Source organism: Nitrobacter sp. (genome assembly GCF_047149785.1).
GTDB lineage: Bacteria > Pseudomonadota > Alphaproteobacteria > Rhizobiales > Xanthobacteraceae > Nitrobacter.
Map to the genome: position 1 here is coordinate 264,239 of NZ_BAAGBE010000001.1, position 18,291 is coordinate 282,529.

Annotated in this window: 12 protein-coding genes and 2 riboswitches; of the genes, 3 read left to right on the forward strand and 9 right to left on the reverse strand. The window is 60.8% G+C overall.

Going from position 1 to position 18,291, the window contains the following annotated elements:
• Positions 1–52 precede the first annotated feature (52 nt).
• The 7 genes from ACMDCM_RS01200 to ACMDCM_RS01230 all read right to left on the reverse strand — a co-directional run bounded on the left by ACMDCM_RS01200 (position 53) and on the right by ACMDCM_RS01230 (position 8,040).
• Positions 53–2,029: a proton-conducting transporter transmembrane domain-containing protein gene (locus tag ACMDCM_RS01200; RefSeq protein ID WP_412771855.1), complete on the reverse strand. Its 1,977-nt coding sequence runs from the start codon at positions 2,027–2,029 to the stop codon at positions 53–55.
• The gene (gene nuoB / locus ACMDCM_RS01205; protein WP_412771856.1) at positions 2,022–2,810 is read right to left on the reverse strand and encodes an NADH-quinone oxidoreductase subunit NuoB; all 789 of its coding nucleotides are present in this window, start codon (positions 2,808–2,810) and stop codon (positions 2,022–2,024) included. The genes ACMDCM_RS01200 and nuoB overlap by 8 nt, the downstream gene beginning before the upstream one ends.
• Before the next feature lie 9 nt (positions 2,811–2,819).
• A complete protein-coding gene (locus ACMDCM_RS01210) occupies positions 2,820–4,277 on the reverse strand; it encodes an NADH-quinone oxidoreductase subunit D-related protein (RefSeq protein WP_412771857.1) in 1,458 nt (485 codons plus the stop codon).
• Between the two features lie 5 nt (positions 4,278–4,282).
• Positions 4,283–5,773: a proton-conducting transporter transmembrane domain-containing protein gene (locus tag ACMDCM_RS01215; RefSeq protein WP_412771858.1), complete on the reverse strand. Its 1,491-nt coding sequence runs from the start codon at positions 5,771–5,773 to the stop codon at positions 4,283–4,285.
• Positions 5,770–6,450, reverse strand: coding sequence for a hypothetical protein (locus tag ACMDCM_RS01220; RefSeq protein ID WP_412771859.1), 681 nt, complete (start codon positions 6,448–6,450; stop codon positions 5,770–5,772). The genes ACMDCM_RS01215 and ACMDCM_RS01220 overlap by 4 nt, the downstream gene beginning before the upstream one ends.
• Positions 6,451–6,454: 4 nt before the next feature.
• Positions 6,455–7,402, reverse strand: coding sequence for a respiratory chain complex I subunit 1 family protein (locus tag ACMDCM_RS01225; protein WP_412771860.1), 948 nt, complete (start codon positions 7,400–7,402; stop codon positions 6,455–6,457).
• A gap of 104 nt (positions 7,403–7,506) precedes the next feature.
• Positions 7,507–7,569: riboswitch (Fluoride riboswitch) on the reverse strand.
• A 51-nt stretch (positions 7,570–7,620) separates the two neighbouring features.
• A complete protein-coding gene (locus ACMDCM_RS01230; protein ID WP_412771861.1) occupies positions 7,621–8,040 on the reverse strand; it encodes an HIT family protein in 420 nt (139 codons plus the stop codon).
• A gap of 80 nt (positions 8,041–8,120) precedes the next feature.
• Between ACMDCM_RS01230 and ACMDCM_RS01235 the strand changes: the two genes are divergently transcribed.
• From ACMDCM_RS01235 to ACMDCM_RS01245, 3 genes are all read left to right on the forward strand, one after another.
• Positions 8,121–8,405 carry a DUF211 domain-containing protein gene (locus ACMDCM_RS01235; RefSeq protein WP_412771862.1) on the forward strand — a complete coding sequence of 95 codons (285 nt, stop codon included), beginning with the start codon at positions 8,121–8,123 and terminating at the stop codon, positions 8,403–8,405.
• Positions 8,402–8,953, forward strand: coding sequence for a hypothetical protein (locus ACMDCM_RS01240; RefSeq protein WP_412771863.1), 552 nt, complete (start codon positions 8,402–8,404; stop codon positions 8,951–8,953). The genes ACMDCM_RS01235 and ACMDCM_RS01240 overlap by 4 nt, the downstream gene beginning before the upstream one ends.
• A gap of 220 nt (positions 8,954–9,173) precedes the next feature.
• Positions 9,174–9,232: riboswitch (Fluoride riboswitch) on the forward strand.
• 375 nt (positions 9,233–9,607) lie between these two features.
• Positions 9,608–13,255: a nitrate reductase subunit alpha gene (locus tag ACMDCM_RS01245; RefSeq protein ID WP_412771864.1), complete on the forward strand. Its 3,648-nt coding sequence runs from the start codon at positions 9,608–9,610 to the stop codon at positions 13,253–13,255.
• A gap of 311 nt (positions 13,256–13,566) precedes the next feature.
• On the opposite strand, the gene ACMDCM_RS01250 is transcribed toward ACMDCM_RS01245, so the two are convergent.
• Both ACMDCM_RS01250 and ACMDCM_RS01255 read right to left on the reverse strand, forming a co-directional pair.
• On the reverse strand, positions 13,567–15,117 hold the full coding sequence (locus ACMDCM_RS01250) for an efflux transporter outer membrane subunit (protein WP_412771865.1): 1,551 nt from the start codon (positions 15,115–15,117) through the stop codon (positions 13,567–13,569).
• A 15-nt stretch (positions 15,118–15,132) separates the two neighbouring features.
• Complete coding sequence (locus ACMDCM_RS01255) at positions 15,133–18,285, reverse strand: efflux RND transporter permease subunit (protein WP_412771866.1); 3,153 nt, start codon at positions 18,283–18,285, stop codon at positions 15,133–15,135.
• Positions 18,286–18,291 lie beyond the last annotated feature (6 nt).

Consider the following 18,291-nt stretch of genomic DNA (forward strand, 5'->3'; position numbering starts at 1 on the left):
TTCCAGCGAAGTGGATACCGGTTCGCGTGAAGAAAACGCGTCAAAACAAAAATCAGACCAGCGTCAACCCGAGGATGAGCACCAGGAGAATCCCGATCAGGCCAAGGTAGAAGTTCAAGTGGCCAGATTGCAGCAGCCGCAGCTTACGCGCCAGAGCCTGGACGGCCCGCACCGCCGGCTGAAAGAGCAATGGCCCGAAGACCGGTGCGACGTCGTGCTCGAATACGAGCTTCCTGACAAAATATCCCTGGGCATCCCCGTCCTGCGCGGTATCGGCCGTTGGCCGATAGACGAAACTGTAGAAGGTGCGCATTGCATTGGAAAACGTCAGGGCCGTGGTGGAGGCGCGGATGGGATCGGGTGCAAGGCCGCCGTACCAGACCGGCGTCCGGCGGATCGGCCGGCGCCGGCTCAGGACAATAAAGGCGATCGGAATCAGCGCCAATAGCGGCATGACGACAATCAGGAGACTGGGCGAGATAAACGCGAACTTTGCTGTCAAGGGGACAAGTATCGGCCCGTCATGCATGAGATTTGTCACGACGCTGCCGAACAGCCGCGATGTCGCGCCACCTAGAGCCGGAAGCCAGAGCGGCATGCCGACGCCGAGTGCGAGGACGGCAAGGCCCATCAGACCAACCGAGATTGAGTAGGTGCTCTGAATAGGTGCGGGTCGCTTCGCATCCCGCCCCAGCACGCCAAGGCCGATGACCTTCACGAAGGTCGCGAACGCGATCGCCGCGGTGAGGGCCAGCCCCGCGCCGGTCAGCGCGAGCGTCAGACGGCCGCCGAGATAGGGAAGACTGAAACCCTGAAAAACGGTCTGGAAGACGTACCATTCGCTGACGAATCCGGCGACCGGAGGCATGGCGGCGAGACTCATCGCGGCCAGGACAGCACCGGCGCCGAACAGCCAATGACTTCCGGCGCCGCTATAGGCGATTGCGTAATTGCCGTTGGCGCGACGCAGGCCATCGGCGGCGATAAACAGCGTGCCCTTGGCCAGCGCGTGCCCGGCGAGATGCAGCAGCGCAACCGTCCAGGCAAGCCCGGCCAGGTCCAGGAGCTGATAGCTGCGAAAGAGCATCGATGCGCCGAGCGCCGCAACCGCGATCGAGGCGTTTTCAGCAGACGAAAAACTGAGGAGACAACGCCAGTCGTCCTGTTGGAAGGCATAGAGGATGGTCAGAATTGCACTGACTGTCGCCACGACGATCACGATCACGGCGAGTATCGGAAACCCGCCGTCCGGCCCGACCGGCAGCCATTCCATCAGCGATCGCGACAGAGCGAAAAATGCAGCGTTCAACACGACGCCCGAGAGAATTGCTCCCGATGCGCCGCTGCCCGACCCGTAAGCACCTGGAAACCACTCATAGAACGGTAACAGGCCGAGCTTGGCGCCGAACCCGATCAGGAGAAGGAGGCCAATGCCAATTACCACTGCATAGGATAGCGTGCTTGCCCCATGGATGAATGGCCCAAAACCGAGCGAGGAGGCGTGCAACCCCAAAATCGCGATAGCGAGGACCAACGCCACCGCGCCAACTTCGAGGAGCGCCAGCATGAACAGGACGGTCCGCCCCCGTGACGGGTCGAAGTTCTCCGACAGTATCATCACGGCGCCGCCGAGACTCATCAGCTCCCATGCGACGATCAGTGCTGCCCCATTCTGGAGACCGAAAACGCCGAGCGCGCCAAGAAGGCTGATAGCGGCGCCGAAAATCCAGCCTTGAGAGCCGCGTTCGGAGGGCGACATCAAAGCGCAGGCAAAGCCGGCCGGAACCAGACCGAAGCCCATAAGCCAGAGTGCTTCCGGGTCGAGGCGGAAGGCAACCGCCTCGCCCATGATTTGACCGGGGAGGACGAATGCGCGGGTTGCAGCAGGCAAGCCGATGATCGTCGGCAGAACGCCGATCGCGGTGCCGAGCGCCAGCAGGATGCGGCCAATTGTGATAAAACCGCTCAAGCCGGCAATCGCTCCGGCCAGCCAGAGGATCGCGCAAAGCAGCAAAAGTTGACTAGCCACTGATCTGTCCCCCTCGCACGCGTTGGGGAGCGCGATCAAGGAACATCAACAGTGCCTGCATGATCGCGGACGGGTTCGGCGGGCAACCCGGAAGATAGAGGTCAACCGGAAGGACACCCTCTAATCCGGTGCCGCATGCGTAATTGCCTCCGGGGATTCCTCCCGACACCGCGCAGGTTCCGACCGCCATGACCCAGCGAGGCTCCGGCATCGCCTCGTAGGCGGCCCGGAGCGGTTCGAACATCGCTCGGGTGACCGGCCCGGTCACCAGCAGAAGATCGGCAAATCGCGGTGATGGCGTAAAGAAGATCCCCAGTCGATGCAGATTGTAAAATGGATTGTTGAGTGCCTGAAGTTCGGACTCACAGCCGTTGCATGATCCGGCGTCGACATGACGGATATGCAGGCTTCGGCGAAATGCCTTTCGTTCAGTTCGGTTTGCAGCCGGATGGTTCATGCGATCGTTTGACCAGACGAGATCTGCCCGATCGCGGGCGCCGAATGCCCAATCGTGCGACGGCTCCATCGCGCCGCTCGGGCACGCCTCGGTGCAGAGTTGGCAGACCACGCAGCGTCCGTAGTCAACGGAAAGGCCGCCGTCCTGGAGTTGAATGGCATGGGTCGGGCATACGGCCGCGCATTCCTCGCAACCCTCCTGACACAGAGACGGATTGTAGCGCGGCATGCCGAGGACGCCGTCCTGCCCGTCGCTTGCCCCATCTTTTGGCCACGGCGTGGTTGCTTTTCCGCTCGTCAATCCAAACAACGTCCACAGCGCCATGGATGCCTCCTATCGGTCGCAGCCGGCGATGGTCAGGCCGAAGCTCGCCTCGTTGATTGCGTAGTCCATCATGTTCGTGTCGTGCACAGTGAAAGGGAAGGCTCGCCAGTTGGAGAACGACGGCGACTTGATCTTCACGCGGGCAAGACGTCCGTCGCTGCCGATATGGACGGCATAGAACAAGGAGCCGCGCGGATCTTCGGCCCAGCCCAGTCCCTGCGACAGCGGGGGCGGCACGCATTCGGTTCGTATAGGTCCGGGCTCCAACAGAAGCAGGACACGCTGGCAGAGTATGAACGATGCCTCCACTTCCGCCATGCGGACGCGCTCGCGTGCGTAAGCGTCGCCCTCTTTCAAAGAGCTTACCGTGAGCGGCAACTCTGCATATTGTGCATAGGGATGGTCGCGTCGAAGGTCTCGATCGAGACCGGAGGCCCGCTCGATCGGTCCCGTCGCGCCCTGGTCGAAGGCAATTCGCTCCGACAACGGTCCGGTCGTGATGAGCCGGTCAAGATGGCTCTCCGACGCCTCCAGACGTTCGACATAGGCGACGAACTCCTGGCGCAGAGTCTCGAGCGATGCACCGAACCATTTATCAGGCGCCAGATCCCGCCGGAGTCCGCCCGGCGTCAACAGGCTTCGCAAGAAGCGGCTGCCGGTCAGGCGGGCGATCAACTGCTTGGCCTTTTCCTCCAGCAGCTTGCCTTGCGCTTCGCCGACCTTGAGCGTCGTCGTGTGGCAGAGATGGCCGAGATAGTGGAGATGGTTGTAAATCCGCTCCAATTCCGCAAGCAGAACCCGCAACGCCTTTGCACGGGCTGGAACGGTGCATTCGGCGGCGCGTTCGATCGCCTCGCAATAGGCCAGCGCATGCGCCAGCGTGCCGACACCGGAGACCCGTTCGGCTATGACGACGGCGTGATCCGGCCGCTGTCCCTCGAAGCAGGATTCCATCCCGCGGTGTTTGAAGAAAAGCCGCGGCTGATAGTAGATGATGCGTTCCCCGATATAGAAAAACGTGAATTCGGCGGACTCCACGACGTCCGCGCGGATCGGTCCGAATGGCAATTGCTGGACATCGCCTGTTTCGATCGCCGGCAGATGCGCATGGCCGTTCGTCGGCGGATACGATTTGAGACCGCCGCCATTGATCTGGGTCGAGTCTCCATCGCGAAGGATCAACGGGTGGGGTTCAGGGTGCCCCTGGAATTCCACCTTTTGCAGATCCATCATTTCGCGCTCGTACCAGCCGAGCAGCGGCACGACAGGGGCAAGGCTCGGAAGCGTGCGTCCCGTGACTCTCCACACTTCGAAATCCCGCTGATCCGGAACTGCGCAGACATAGCGGACTTCGGTTTCCGATCCGCGCGGCGACCACGCATAGGCGAACTGAACGCGGCCACCGGATTTATGCAGCGCCTGCGCGGCCGCATGGAGCCCGTCCGCTGCCAGGGATTTGATCCGCATCCCGTTCATCGCGCGACCTCCGCCGGCGATGCCAGGGTCAGGGCATGCGCAATGGTCTGGAAGTGATCCCAAAGCGTCTGCGGCCACCACAGTCCCATGATCAGCAGGGGGACGAGCGCGAGCCACATCGGCACCACACACCAGGTGCTGACCGGCGGCACTTTCCTCGCGGGCACCGTGCCGTTATCGAAATACATTGCCTTGAAGTGATTGAGAAAGCCGACGAAGATGACGATGAGCAGAATGGCCAGCATCGCGACGAGGACATAGTTCGCGTCCGCAAGCCCTGCGCGAATGATGGACAACTCGCTGAGAAACAGCGCGAATGGCGGTGCTCCGGTGATCGCCACCGCGCCTGCCAGCCACAATCCGCCGAGCATCGGCAGGTTGCGAAGGACCCCACGAATTGCCGGAATCCGTTTTGTTCCGTATGCGCGCATGACGCTTCCCGCGCCGAAGAACATCGCGGACTTGTTCAGCGAGTGGTTCAGCATGTGATAAAGCGCGCCGGCGATGCCGAGAGATCCGCCAAAGCCGAACCCCAGCGCGATGACGCCCATGTGCTCAACGCTGGAATAGGCCATCAACCGCTTGACGCCTTTCTGTCGAACGATGAACAGCGCCGCGACCAGCAACGAGAAGGCGCCGAGCGCGAGAAGCGTTCCATGCGCCAGCGACCCGATCCCGGCCGCGTCGGCGATGACAAGATATCGGACGATGCCGACCATCGCGGTGTTGAGAAGGGCTCCCGACAACAACGCCGAAACGGGAGCCGGGCCTTCGCTGTGCGCGTCCGGCAGCCATGTGTGCATCGGCGCGAGGCCGACCTTCGTGCCATAGCCGATCAGGACCAGGAGAAAAGCCAGCGAGACCAAGGGCGGATTAAGGCGCGGCGCGACCTGCTGAAGGGTTTCCCAGGTCATATCGTAGCTCGGTCCGAGAACGAACGTGCCGCTCCAGTAGAACAACACGGTCCCGAGCAGCGCCAGGCTGATGCCGGCCGACACGACGATGATATATTTCCAGGCCGCCTCGATGCTTTCGGCCTCGCGTTCGAACGCGACCAGGAATGTGCTGATCAAGGTCGTGAGCTCGATCGCAATCCAGTAGAGGCCCGCATTGTTCATCATCGGGCCGACAAGCGTGCTCAAGGCAAAGCCCGCGAACATGGCGTAGAAGCGATAGAGCCGGCTCTCATCGCCGAGCAGCCGCATGTAGCCGATCGCGTAAATCGAAGCGAGAAAGTAGACGACGGCGGCGCATAGAATCGACCAGGTGCCAAGACCGTCGATGACGACGTAGCCGCCCCAGAACAGCGCCTTCGTGTCGCGCGCAAGAAGCAGGATCGCAAGAACAGAAACGAGTGAGATGGCGCTGGCAATAAGATTCAAGGCTTCGGCCACGCGCGGCCGGTGTACGATCACCATCAGGACGATAGCGACGGCCGGCGCTGCGGCGAGTGCCAGGGCAAAAGCGCCAACCGCGTTCATCGTCATCCCACCAGCCGTTTGAGTTGCAGGGAACTGGTCGTGCCGACGTGAGTCAAAAGGTACTGCACCAGGACCCCGAAGCAGGCGACGACGATGAGCAGGTCAAACAGGATGACGATTTCGAGCAGGAGAGGCATGCCGGGAACGAGAATTTGCGCTCCGAGAAAGACGCCGTTCTCAAGTACCAGCAAACCGAGAATCTGGCTGATCGCTTCATGCCGGACCGAAAGCATGAGGAAACCGATGAGTTTCATCGAAAGCATCACGGTCAGTGCGAGCACGACGATCGTTCCCGCAAGACCCAGGGCTGCGCCGATGCGATAGGAGACGGCCAACGCGAAAACGACCGCGAATGCGCCGATCACCAGGCTGGAACTGGCCTGCAGGATAACGTGAACCTCGCGGTGTGCTTCCAGACGCCTGATGATGCGCAGGATGAGGTAGGGAAGCAGCAGGCCCCGGAACGCCGCCGTCAGGATCGCGACGATATAGAGTTCGTCGTAGTTTCCGTAGTAGCCGACCGCGGCCGAAAGAATGGCGATAAGCCATGACTGCGCGGCAAAGGCGAAGAGATAGTGGCGGAGCCATCGCGAACCGAGCATCACGAAAGACAATAACAGGCTGCCGATCGCCAGGAGGCTGAACAGCGAGGCGGGCAGGGGATCGAGATGTGCCGCAAGCATGGGGCTAGCTCAGTTGGGTGCCGACGATCGCAAGGATCGCCAGCATGAAGGACGCTGCGAGGGGTTCCTGGTATCGGTAGAAGCGCAGCCGGGACTGTACGGTTTCGACGAGCACGACGACGCAGGCGACCAGGAGGAATTTGATCGCGAGGGCGCCGACAGATCCGGCGACTCCGATCGCCGTCCCCTGGACGGAGAGCGCCCAGGGAAACAACAGTACGTTGCAGAAGATCGTATAGAGGACGAATTGCTTCATCATCGATGCCCATCGAAGGATCGCGAGCATCGGGCCCGAATATTCGAGAATTCTCGCCTCTTCGATCATGTAGACTTCGATATGCGTGCTGGAATGGATCGGGAGCCGATCCGTCTCGACCAGGATCAACACGAAGAACGCCGCGACCAGAAACAGATGGGTCGGGCCCCAATAAATCCACGGCTGCGCGACGAGAAGATGGTTGACCACGAACGGCAGCATCGATTTCGCCAGCAGCGTGATGCCGACGAAGACCAGGATGAGCGTCGGCTCGGCAAGGATGGTGACCATGACCGAGCGGCTGGAGCCGATGCCGCCATAGGCGCTGCGCGTGTCGAGACCCGCGAGCGTGATCATGAATGATCCAAGCGTCAGGATCAGGCCGCCGCCGAGGATGTCTCCCATGTCGGAGAGCGGAAGCGGAAAGTTGGTGAGAACGGGGATCAGAATGGGAACGGTCAGCGTCGTGGTGAACGCGACGATCGGCGCCGCCCAGTACAGCCATGACGCGGTGTTGGGCGCGACGATCTGTTTGTGAAACAGCTTCCGGAGATCGCGATAGGGTTGAAAGATTCCCGGGCCCTGGCTGCGCTGGACCCGCTCCTGAAACTGCAGGATCACGCCCTGTAATAGCGGCGCGAGCAATAGTGTGGCGAGTACCTGGGAGATTTGAAGGAGGACGTCGCGCGCCGTCACGAACGACCTCCCGACACAGGGAAGGTCAATTCGACAGCTATTGACCGACGGCTTGTTTGAGGGGATCGTCTGAGCAAGGCGCATAACTCCCGTCTGCCTGAATTGGCTCGACAGGAGTCATCAGCCCCGAGGGCGGTTAAAAGGCGAACTCCATCGCCATGTACGAGGCTGGCCTTCCCTCTCCCGATTGTCAAGGGTCACAGGAGCTTCGCAGCGACTTAGTAGCGCATTTTCTCGGGAATGACCGCGCGTACGCCGCCAAGAGGATCAGGGACGTCGCCCTCGCGACGCGGAATGAGATGGACATGGCAGTGAAATATGGTCTGACCGGAAACCAAGCCGACATTCGCGCCGACGTTGAAACCCCTCACCAGGGGGTCGGCCTTCATGATCTCGGATCGAAGTTGTCTCAGCAACTCATTGGCTGCGGTCAGCTCCGATTCCGTCAAGTCGAAATATGTCGCGGCATGGCGATAGGGAAGAACCAGGGTGTGCAGGCGTGTCACCGGCGTCGTGTCGCGGACCGCGAAGGTCAACTCGTTTCGCATGACGACATCGGCGCCATCCCGCAAGGCGCAGAAAACGCAATCGGGCGCGCGCGCCTTTAAGTCCGGTTGCCTACTCTTTGCTTGTGTCATTTGGAGCGACCGCTTTTATTTTTGCATGGTTGCAGTCTGGCATTTTTGAGGGAGCGCCCCAAGAGGCGAGGTGAGACGGAATGAACATTCGCCAGTTGCTCCTTGACGTCGACAAGGCCGTTGCCCGGCCATCACTGCTCGAAATTGCGGCCGCACTCGACAGATGCACGGGAGTCGAGGCCGTGAACATCACGGTCGAGGAAATCGACATCGAAACCGTTGGCATGAACGTGTCGATCGAGGGCGACAACATGAATTACGATGAAATCACGCGGGCGATCGAAACAACCGGCGCCGTCGTCCATAGCCTGGACGAGATCGCGGTCGGCGAACGCATCATTCCACGGATCCCCCGTGTCCGATGAAGGCATTTGATTTTGTTTTCCACCCGAACAACCGTCTCGACATCGTCGCCGGACTGATTGACGGGATCTTGAATGCACTGACGTTGGCGGCCGGGCGCTTGATACACACCGCAGGTGAGGGCGCAATGGTAAGCCTCGCCCTGCGCATCAGCGTAGCTGCCGGCGCAACGACTATTTTCGTATTTTTTGTCGCGCACTATGCGCAGCTCCGCGTCGAACTGGTGCGACATGAGCGGGAATTGAATTTCATGGCGCACGGTAAGCTCGCCGCCACCAGCCTTGGCCGAAGCGTGTTTTTCGAATCGCTCTACAAGGCCCTGCTGGCAGGAGGCTTCAGTTTGGCGGGCGCGCTTTTCCCACTTATTCTTTGCGCCTGGTTGACGTCTCCGCCATGGCTTGGCCTGGCGATCACAATCATCGCGCTCGGCGGATTGGGGGCTTTGCTCGCCAAAACCTTCTATGGCTCTCCGCTCGCGTGGGGACTGTGTCTGTCTGCCGGTGGCATCGCACTGGCTTTTGTCGGCGTGAAACTCGACCTCGTAGGTTAGCTTGCAGTCGGCTTTCGGCACACGATCGATCATGCTGTCGTGAAGGCAAGCCTGTCTGTGATTAAAGGGAGATTCCAGTCTCTGCCTTTAATTCTCAGCGTTAATCCTCGGCGTTGCGCGGAGCGGCTCGATGACGACCGTCGCGATTAGCACAGAGGAGATGGTCGCGTCACGCATGGGTCGCGCCGTTGCAAAAACCGAGAACTCCAGTCTATGTTAGAAAATCATCTGGGATGGAGTCTCTCCAAACCGCCGCAAGGTGATGACTCCTACTGCGGTGTTGATCCGCGATGGGAGTGTTTACCCGAGCCCACCAGGTTGGTGGATTTTTGTCTGTCTGCGAATGAGCAGGCAGACTCTCGCCGCGATTAATTCTGTGCGCGGTAAACGACGGGAGGAATAGCACCTCCCGGCGAAGGGTATTCCGTTGGAGTAAGGAAAGGCGCGATGAGCGGTATCGATCTAACGGCTGGATGAGAACCTGCGACCGGACGAAAGACGAAATACGGCTCCCGTACTATGGCGGCTGATTTTACGGGTTACGTGCGCCGACGGCTGGATAGGCAGGTTCAAGACGCAGGTTAAAGAAACTGAGTGACGAAACGTGAGTGACGACAGGCCTCGCGGCCGGACGAACACACCGAGGAGACGTTGATGAGCTGGATACTGGACCTCGTTAATCCCCGAGAGCGCAAGTGGGAAGAGTTCTACCGCAACCGCTGGTCCCACGATAACGTCTTCCGCAGCACGCATGGCGTGAACTGCACCGGTGGCTGCTCCTGGGCGATCTACGTCAAGGACGGTATCATCACCTGGGAGATGCAGCAGACGGACTACCCGCTCCTCGAGCGCAGTCTGCCGCCTTACGAGCCTCGTGGCTGCCAGCGCGGCATCTCCGCCTCCTGGTACGTCTACAGCCCGATCAGGATCAAGTATCCGTACGTCCGCGGTCCGCTTTACGACATGTGGAAGGAAGCGAAAGCCTCGCATCCGGACCCGGTGCAGGCCTGGGCTTCGATCGTCGGAGACGAACAGAAGCGCCTGCGCATGCAGAAGGCGCGCGGCAAGGGCGGTTACCGCCGCGCCAAGTGGGAAGAGCTGAGCGAACTGATCGCCGCGGCTTGCTTGTATACCGCGCGCAAGCACGGACCGGACCGGGTGATGGGCTTCTCGCCGATCCCGGCGATGTCGATGCTGTCGTTCGCGGCCGGCACGCGCTTTTTGTCGCTCTTCGGCGGCGGGTTGATGAGCTTCTACGACTGGTACGCCGACCTGCCGACCTCGTTCCCGGAAATCTGGGGCGACCAGACCGACGTGTGCGAAAGCGCCGACTGGTACAACTCGAAGTTCATCGTTTCGATGGCGTCGAACATGAACATGACGCGTACGCCGGACGTGCACTTCATCGCGGAAGCCCGCACCGAGGGAACCAAGTTCGTCGTTCTCTCGCCGGACTTCAGCCAGATCGCAAAATACTGCGACGAGTGGATTCCGATCCAGGCGGGCCAGGACACGGCGCTGTGGATGGCGGCCAATCACGTCATCCTCAAGGAGTATTATATCGACCGCCAGGTTCCCTACTTCATCGATTACGTCAAGCGCTACACCGACCTTCCGTTCCTGGTGGAGCTGGAGCCCAACGGGAATACCTACAAGACCGGGCGTTTGTTGCGTGCCAAGCGCGTCGCGCGCTACCAGGACGTCGAGAACGGCGACTGGAAGATGCTCGTCATCGACGAGAAGAGCGGCGAGCCGCGTGCGTTCAAGGGGCAGGTCGGCGACCGCTGGGGCTCGACGCACGGCAAGTGGAACCTGTCTCCGGAGGATACGCTGGACAACAGTCCGATCGATCCGGTGCTGAGCTTCATCGATCATTCCGATGGCGTGGTGCAGGTCGGGTTCGACGACTTCGCGAACGGTCGCGTCGTCTCGCGCGGCGTGCCGGTGAAGCGCATCGCGACCGACAAGGGCGAGGTGCTTGTCGCCACCGGCTTCGACATCATGATGTCGCAGTTCGGTCACAGCCGCGGGCTGGAAGGCTCGTTTGCGACCAGCTACGATGACGAGGACGCGCCTTACACGCCGGCATGGCAGGAGCGTCACACCGGCATCGGCCGCGAAACCGCGATCAGGTTTGCCCGTGAGTTTGCGACCAACGCAGAGTTCACGAACGGCAAGTCCATGGTGATCGTGGGCGCCAGCGCCAACCACTTCTACTACAACAACCTCTGTTACCGGTCGGCGACGGTCGCCTTGATCCTATGCGGCTGCTGCGGCGTCAACGGCGGCGGCATCAACCACTACGTCGGCCAGGAAAAGCTCGCGCCGGTTGCGCCATGGGCTTCAGTGGCTCTGGCTCTCGACTGGTCCAAGCCGCCGCGCGTCGTGCAGTCGTCGACCTGGCATTATGCCCATAGCTGCCAGTGGCGCTACGAGGCGGAGTTTACCGAATACGGTTTGACGGCGCCGAATCCGCGCTGGGCCAAGGGTCATGCGATGGACCTCGAGGCGAAGTCGATTCGTTGCGGCTGGATGCCGTTTACGCCGAACTTCAACTGCCGTAACCCGCTCGATGTCGTGACTGAAGCCGAGCGAGCCGGTGCGAAGACGGCGGCAGATATTGAGACGTACGTCGCGGATCAGGTCGCGAGCAGGAAGTTGAATCTCGCGATCGAAGATCCCGATGCCGCGGAGAACTGGCCGCGCGTGTGGTTCATCTGGCGCGGCAACGCGATGCAGTCGAGCGCCAAGGGGCACGAGTTCTTCCTGCGTCACTACCTCGGTGCGCACGACAACATCATTGCGGAAGAGCGTGCCAAAGGCAAGACGACGGCGGTCAAGTATCACGAGACGGCCCCGCGCGGGAAGTATGATCTGGTGATCGACATCAACTTCCGGATGAACACGACGGGACTCTACTCCGACATCATATTGCCGACGGCGTTCTGGTACGAGAAGAACGACCTCAACACGACGGACCTGCACTCGTTCCTGCACGTATTGGGGCAGGCGGTTCCGCCGGTGTGGGAGTCCAAGACGGACTGGGAGATCTTCAAGCTGATCGCCAAGAAGGTCAGCGAGCTGTCTCCGCTGGCGTTCTCCAAGCCGGTGCGTGACATAGTCCTTCAGCCGCTCATGCACGATACCCCCGACGAACTGGCGCAGCCGGAGATTCTCGACTGGGCCGAGGGCGAGTGCAAGCTGGTGCCGGGCAAGACCTTCCCGCACGTGCGGGTGGTCGAGCGCGACTATGCGAACTTGTACAACAAGTTCATCTCGTTCGGACCGAAGGCGCGGGAGGATGGTGTCTCTTTTGTCGGCGTGCAGATTCCGATCAAGAAACAGTACGACCGGATGCTCGACAACCCCGTCATGCCGATGCCGGATGCAAGGCATATGCGGTGTGTGGAGTGGGGCGGCAAGCGGTATCCGAGCCTTGAGGACGTGCTCGATGCGTGCAACACGGTGCTGATGTGCGCGCCGGAGTCGAATGGTGAGGTTTCCTATCAAGGCTTCCTTAACGAAGAGCATCACGTCGGCCTTCCGCTTGCCGACTTGGCTGAGCCAACCAGGGGTGTCTCTTGCACGTTCTACGATCTGACGCGTCAGCCGAGGCGTCTGCTGACGAGCCCCTGCTGGACGGGTATGATCAACGACGGTCGCGCCTATTCTGCGTGGTGTATTAACGTCGAGCGCCTGATACCTTGGCGGACATTGACCGGTCGGCAGTCGCTGTACCTCGATCATCAGTGGTATCTCGACTTCGGCGAGCACATCCCGACCTACAAGCCGCGGCTGAACCCGCGCAAGACCGGCGATATCGTGAAGAGCCGGGTGGATGACCGCTCTCTGGTGCTGAACTACCTGACGCCGCACGGGAAGTGGAACATTCACTCCACCTACAAAGACAACCACCGCATGTTGATGCTGTCTCGCGGCATGGATCCTTGCTGGATCAATGACAGGGATGCCGAGAAGGTGGGTATCGAGGATAACGACTGGGTCGAGGTCTACAACGACAACGGTGTGGTCGTGACGCGTGCCAACGTGAGCCGGCGAATTCAGCCCGGCACCTGCATGTACTACCACGCGGTCGAGCGCACGATTTACATTCCGAAGTCGCAGGAGCGTAAGTGGCGTGGCGGCGGGCACAACAGTCTGACGCGTATCCGCATCAACCCGCTGTTCCTGGCCGGTGGCTATGCCCAGTTCACTTACGGCTGGAACTACTGGGGACCGACCGGAATCATGACGCGCGACACCCATGTCGTCGTGCGTAAGATGGAGAAGCTGGAATGGTAGGCAGCCCCGCGGACGCATGAGCATGAGTTCAAGTTCGCGCTCTGCGGATTAGTGGTTGCTCGCCAGAGCTTTCTGTGGCTCTCCGCGCGCGTGAGGACAAGGTAGGTTCCGTTCTGCCTTGAATCCTCAGCGTTGCGGGGAGCAGTTCTATGGTGACCATCGCAATCAGCATAGAGAAGATCGTTGCATCGCGAATGGAATGCGCCGCTGCATAGAGCGCTTTCGAGCGAAGTGGCTACCGGTTCGCGTCAAGAAAACGCGTCAAATCAAAAACGAGCTCCGCTTCTGATCCCATCGGAAGCGGAAAGGCTCTAAGTCCGGTGATCATCTCTGTTCCACCACCCACCCCCAAGAGCCTGAAACAGCGCGACCGTGTTGGCCAATTGCGAGGCCTCGGCATCGAGGTGCGCAAGGGATGTCTGCAGGTACGCCTGCTGTGCGGCCAGAAGGAGTGGAACGCTGATCTGTCCCTGATCCACCTGTTTGCGCACCAGCGACATGCTCTCGGATGCGGATCGCTCTGCGTCCGTTGCGGCGCTGATCGCGCGCGTGCCGGCCTGAAGGGCTCGCAGCACGTCTGCGACGTTCTGAAATGCTGCAAGAACCGTACTGCGATATTGAGCGAGAGACTCCTTGGCTTCTTCTTCTGCGGCAACCTGCTTGTTGGCCAACGCCCCCGCGTCGAAAATCGTTTGCGCCGCGCTTCCCGCTATCATCCAGAGCCCGGCTCCCGGTGTGGCCAGGTCCGCGAACCGGGCGGCTGCCGCGCCGACATTGCCGGTCAGGGTAATCTGCGGCAAACGATTGGCGATCGCGACTCCTATCATTGCATTGGTGGAATGGAGATTGGCCTCGGCGGCGCGAATATCCGGACGCTGCCTCACGAGATCAGCCGGAAGACTGAGGGGAAGACGGCGCGGCATCCGGAATGAACCCAGACTGAACGTCTCTCCTGGAGCGTCGCTTGACAGGCGCCCGGTCAAAAACGTCAACAGGTGACGCTGTTGCGCGAGCTGTTTTTCGAGCGGCGGCAACAGAAGCCTGGTTTGCGATACCGCGGTTTCCTGCGCGGCAACGTCGGTCAGGGCGATTTGTCCTTGCTCCTGTTGCTGCTTCAATAGCCTCAAGACTTCGGACTGCAGGCCAAGGACTCGGTGGGTTGCCGCAATCTGCCCACGCAGCCGGCCTTCCTCGATAGCAGCGAGCGCAATGTTGCTTGCCAGCGTCAGATAGACCCCCTCACGCTGAAACGCGCGCATTTCGGCTTGGGCGTCCGCGGACTCGACCATGCGGCGCGTCCCGCCCCATACGTCCGCGATATAGGAAACGGTCACCTGGCCAGTGTGCAAGTCGAAGATGTTGGCGCCGGACTCGAGAGGAGACGATAGATCGACCGCCACCCGCTGACGCGTCGCGTCGAAACCTCCCGCGATGCTGGGGAAAAGCGCGCCACGTTGAGCCAGCGCATTGGCTTGCGCCACTCTGACTGCGGCTTCCGCGGCAGCGAGGTCCGAATTGTGCGCGAGACCATCTTCCACGATGCGGTTCAGCGCGGGAGAGCGAAACAACTCCCACCACTGGGGAGGGATTTCCGCGTCGTGCACCATCGGGTGCCCCGGCACGCGATCCTCAGCCGGACCGGAAAGATATTTTGTCGTCGCCGGTGGAGGCTGAGGTTTGAAATCAGGCCCGACTGCGCAACCTGACAGCGCCTGCGAGACGACAAGCAATCCAGACAAGACCAGGAGACGCTCATGTGAGAGACGCGCATGGGAACGCGCCTGAGCGCTTTCCCAGCAACCGGACGCCAATGCTTTCTGCCAGCCTCCCCGCACCACTTGTCCTTTTCTACGATCGCCCACCGGGAGCCGATTTTTCTATTCTGCCGGTTCGAGCGCCGATTCGGCAGCCGTCGCGACCGCTTTTCGGTGGGAAAACAGTGCGATGAGCGCGGGCAGCACGACGAGGATGACAAGCGGGGCGACCATCATGCCGCCGACCACCACGACAGCAAGCGGCTTCTGCACCTGCGATCCGATCCCGGTGGACATCGCGGCCGGCAGCAGACCGATTCCCGCAATGACGCACGTCATCAGGACCGGGCGCATTTGGGCTTCGCCTGCCTGCACGATCGCGTCGATCCGCTGCAGGCCCGACTCGATGAGCTGGTTGTATTGCGACAGGATCAGGATGCCGTTCATCACGGAAATGCCGAACAGTGCGATGAAGCCGATGGCTGCCGAGACGCTGAACGGAATCCGGGTCACGAACAGCGCGAAGATGCCGCCGATCACGGCCATGGGAATGACGCTCAGCGCAAGCAGCATATCGCGCACCGATGTGAAATTGATCCACAACAGCAGTCCGATAATGGCGAGACTGAACGGGACGACGATCTGCAGTCGCCCGATCGCCTCCTGCAGGTTGCGGAACTCGCCGACCCACTCCAGATGCGTTCCGACCGGCAACCGCACTTCCCGCGCGATCCGCTGCTGGGCCTCCTTGATGGTGCTGCCGAGATCGCGGTCGCGAACACTGAACTTGATCGGCAGGTAGCGCTGCTGCTGCTCCCGATAGATGTATGAAGGGCCTGTCACGAGTTGGATACGCGCGACCTCGCTCAACGGGATCTGCGTAATTCCTTTCGGGCCGGAGGCTCCGATCGTCAGTTTGCTGATCGCCTCCGCGCTCTGGCGATATTGCGGAGCGAGCCGCACGACGATCGGAAAATGGCGATCGCTGCCCGGCTCGTAGACATCGCCCGCAGATTCGCCGCCCACGGCAGTCCGGATCACCGAATTGATGTCGCCCGGCGACAACCCGTAGCGCGCGGCCCGCTCACGGTCGATATCGATCTGTATTGTCGGCTGGCCGAGCGATGCGAAGACTCCCAGGTCCGTTATGCCCGGAACGGTCGCCAGCACCGCCTTGATCTTGTCGGCCGTGTCTGTCAGTTCCTGCAGATCGTTGCCGAACACCTTGATCGAGTTCTCGCCTTTGACGCCCGATATCTGCTCGGCAACGTTGTCCTGCAGATACTGCGAGAAATTGAATTCGATTCCCGGAAATTCACTCTCGAGCCGCGCCTGGATTTGTTCGGTCAGCTTTTCCTTGTCGAGTCCGGGTCGCCACTGGTCGATGGGTTTCAGCGGCGTGAAGAACTCGACGTTGAAAGAGCCGGCGGCATCCGTTCCGTCATCGGGCCGCCCATGCTGGCTGACCACCGTCTCAACTTCCGGGAAACTCCGGATCACCTTGCGCATCCGGTTTGCGTAACCATTCCCTTCCTGAAGCGAGATCGTGGCCGGCATGGTCGCGCGTATCCACAGGTTGCCCTCCTCCAACTTGGGAAGGAACTCAAGCCCCAAAAAGCGCATCGCGACGCTGGCCAGAATGAACACCGCCAGCGCGAGAATGGCCGTCGTCTTCCTGTTCGCGACGGCAAGCCGCAGAACCGGGCTATAGAGCCGATGCAGGGTGCGCACCAGCCGTGTCTCCGTTTCCTCCACATGCTCCGGCAGCAGGATCGCGCTGAGTGCGGGGGACACCGTGAACGTCGCGAGCAGACCTCCTGCGATGGCGTACGCATATGTTTTTGCCATCGGGCCAAAGATGTGTCCTTCGACCCCGCTCATGGTGAACAACGGAATGAACCCGGCGATGATGATTCCGGTCGCAAACAGGATCGAGCGATTGACGCTGGTAGCGGCGGTATAAATGGCGAGGAGCCTTCCGCCGAACCCGGATGATTCGCCGCTTGCGGGCGATGGAACGGAAGCATCATGCCCGAGCTGCCTGAATATTCGCTCCACCATGATGACTGTCGCATCGACGATCAGGCCGAAGTCGATCGCCCCGACCGACAACAGGTTGGCGGATTCGCCGCGCAGGACCATGATCCCGATGGCGAAGAACAGCGCGAACGGAATCGTCGCGCCCACGATCAACGCGCTTCGCAAGTTGCCGAGGAACAGCCACTGCAACACGAAGATCAGCAGGATGCCGGCCATCATGTTGTGCAAGACGGTATGCGTCGTAATATCGATAAGGTCCTGACGATCATAGATGCGCTCAATCCGAACGCCGGGCGGCAGGATGCCGGAGGTATTGATGCGCTCGACCTCGGCCTTCACCCGCTCGATGGTCGGGGTGCTTTGCTGACCGCGGCGCATCAGAACGATGCCCTCGACGATATCGTCGTCGTTGTCCTGGCCGGCGATGCCGAGCCGCGGCTGATGCCCGATGATGACTGTCGCGACGTCGCGCACCAGTACCGGATTGCCGCCGACCTGCGTCAGCATCGTATTGTTGATGTCGTCGATCGAGCGGATCAGCCCGACGCCTCGCACGACGGCCGACTGCGTGCCGAGATTGACGATGTTGCCGCCGACGTTCAGGTTGCTGTTCCGCAACGTCTGCAGCAATTGCGGCAGCGTCAGGCCGTGTGCGATGAGCTTGTCGAGATCGACCTGCAATTCGAAGGTTTTTGTCTTCCCGCCCCAGCCGACGACATCCACGATGCCGGGAACGGCGCGGAAGCGGCGCTGCAGAACCCAGTCCTGAAGCGTCTTCAGGTCGAGTACGCTGTAGCCCGGCGGACCGACCAGCCTGTAACGATAGATCTCACCGATCGGACTGACCGGGCTGATCGTGGGCTGGACCCCATCCGGCAATCCGGAGAGTTGCGAGAGGCGATTGAGAACCTGCTGGAGCGCCTCTTCATAGGTATAGATATAGGTGAATTGCAGCTTGACGTCAGACAGCCCGTAAAGGGAGATGGTTCGCATCACATGGAGGTTCGGCACGCCGGAGAGCTGCGTTTCGATCGGAATCGTGATGTAGCGTTCGATCTCTTCGGCCGAGAGCCCCGCGCTTTGAGTGATCACATCCACCATCGGGGGAACGGGATCTGGATAGGCTTCGATATTCAGCACCCTGAATGCCACGATGCCGCCGGCGAGGGTCATGATGAACATGACCAGCATGAGAATACGCTGCCTCAGCGCGAACGCGACGATCAGATGGATCATTGCGAG

Bases quoted from the DNA above. Each gene is read 5' to 3' on its own strand.
- ACMDCM_RS01220 (WP_412771859.1), bottom strand. From the start codon at position 6,450: ATGCTTGCGGCACATCTCGATCCCCTGCCCGCCTCGCTGTTCAGCCTC.
- ACMDCM_RS01240 (WP_412771863.1), top strand. From the start codon at position 8,402: ATGAAGGCATTTGATTTTGTTTTCCACCCGAACAACCGTCTCGACATC.
- nuoB (WP_412771856.1), bottom strand. From the start codon at position 2,810: ATGGCGCTGTGGACGTTGTTTGGATTGACGAGCGGAAAAGCAACCACG.
- ACMDCM_RS01230 (WP_412771861.1), bottom strand. From the start codon at position 8,040: ATGACACAAGCAAAGAGTAGGCAACCGGACTTAAAGGCGCGCGCGCCC.
- ACMDCM_RS01255 (WP_412771866.1), bottom strand. From the start codon at position 18,285: ATGATCCATCTGATCGTCGCGTTCGCGCTGAGGCAGCGTATTCTCATG.
- ACMDCM_RS01245 (WP_412771864.1), top strand. From the start codon at position 9,608: ATGAGCTGGATACTGGACCTCGTTAATCCCCGAGAGCGCAAGTGGGAA.
- ACMDCM_RS01235 (WP_412771862.1), top strand. From the start codon at position 8,121: ATGAACATTCGCCAGTTGCTCCTTGACGTCGACAAGGCCGTTGCCCGG.
- ACMDCM_RS01215 (WP_412771858.1), bottom strand. From the start codon at position 5,773: ATGACGATGAACGCGGTTGGCGCTTTTGCCCTGGCACTCGCCGCAGCG.
- ACMDCM_RS01210 (WP_412771857.1), bottom strand. From the start codon at position 4,277: ATGCGGATCAAATCCCTGGCAGCGGACGGGCTCCATGCGGCCGCGCAG.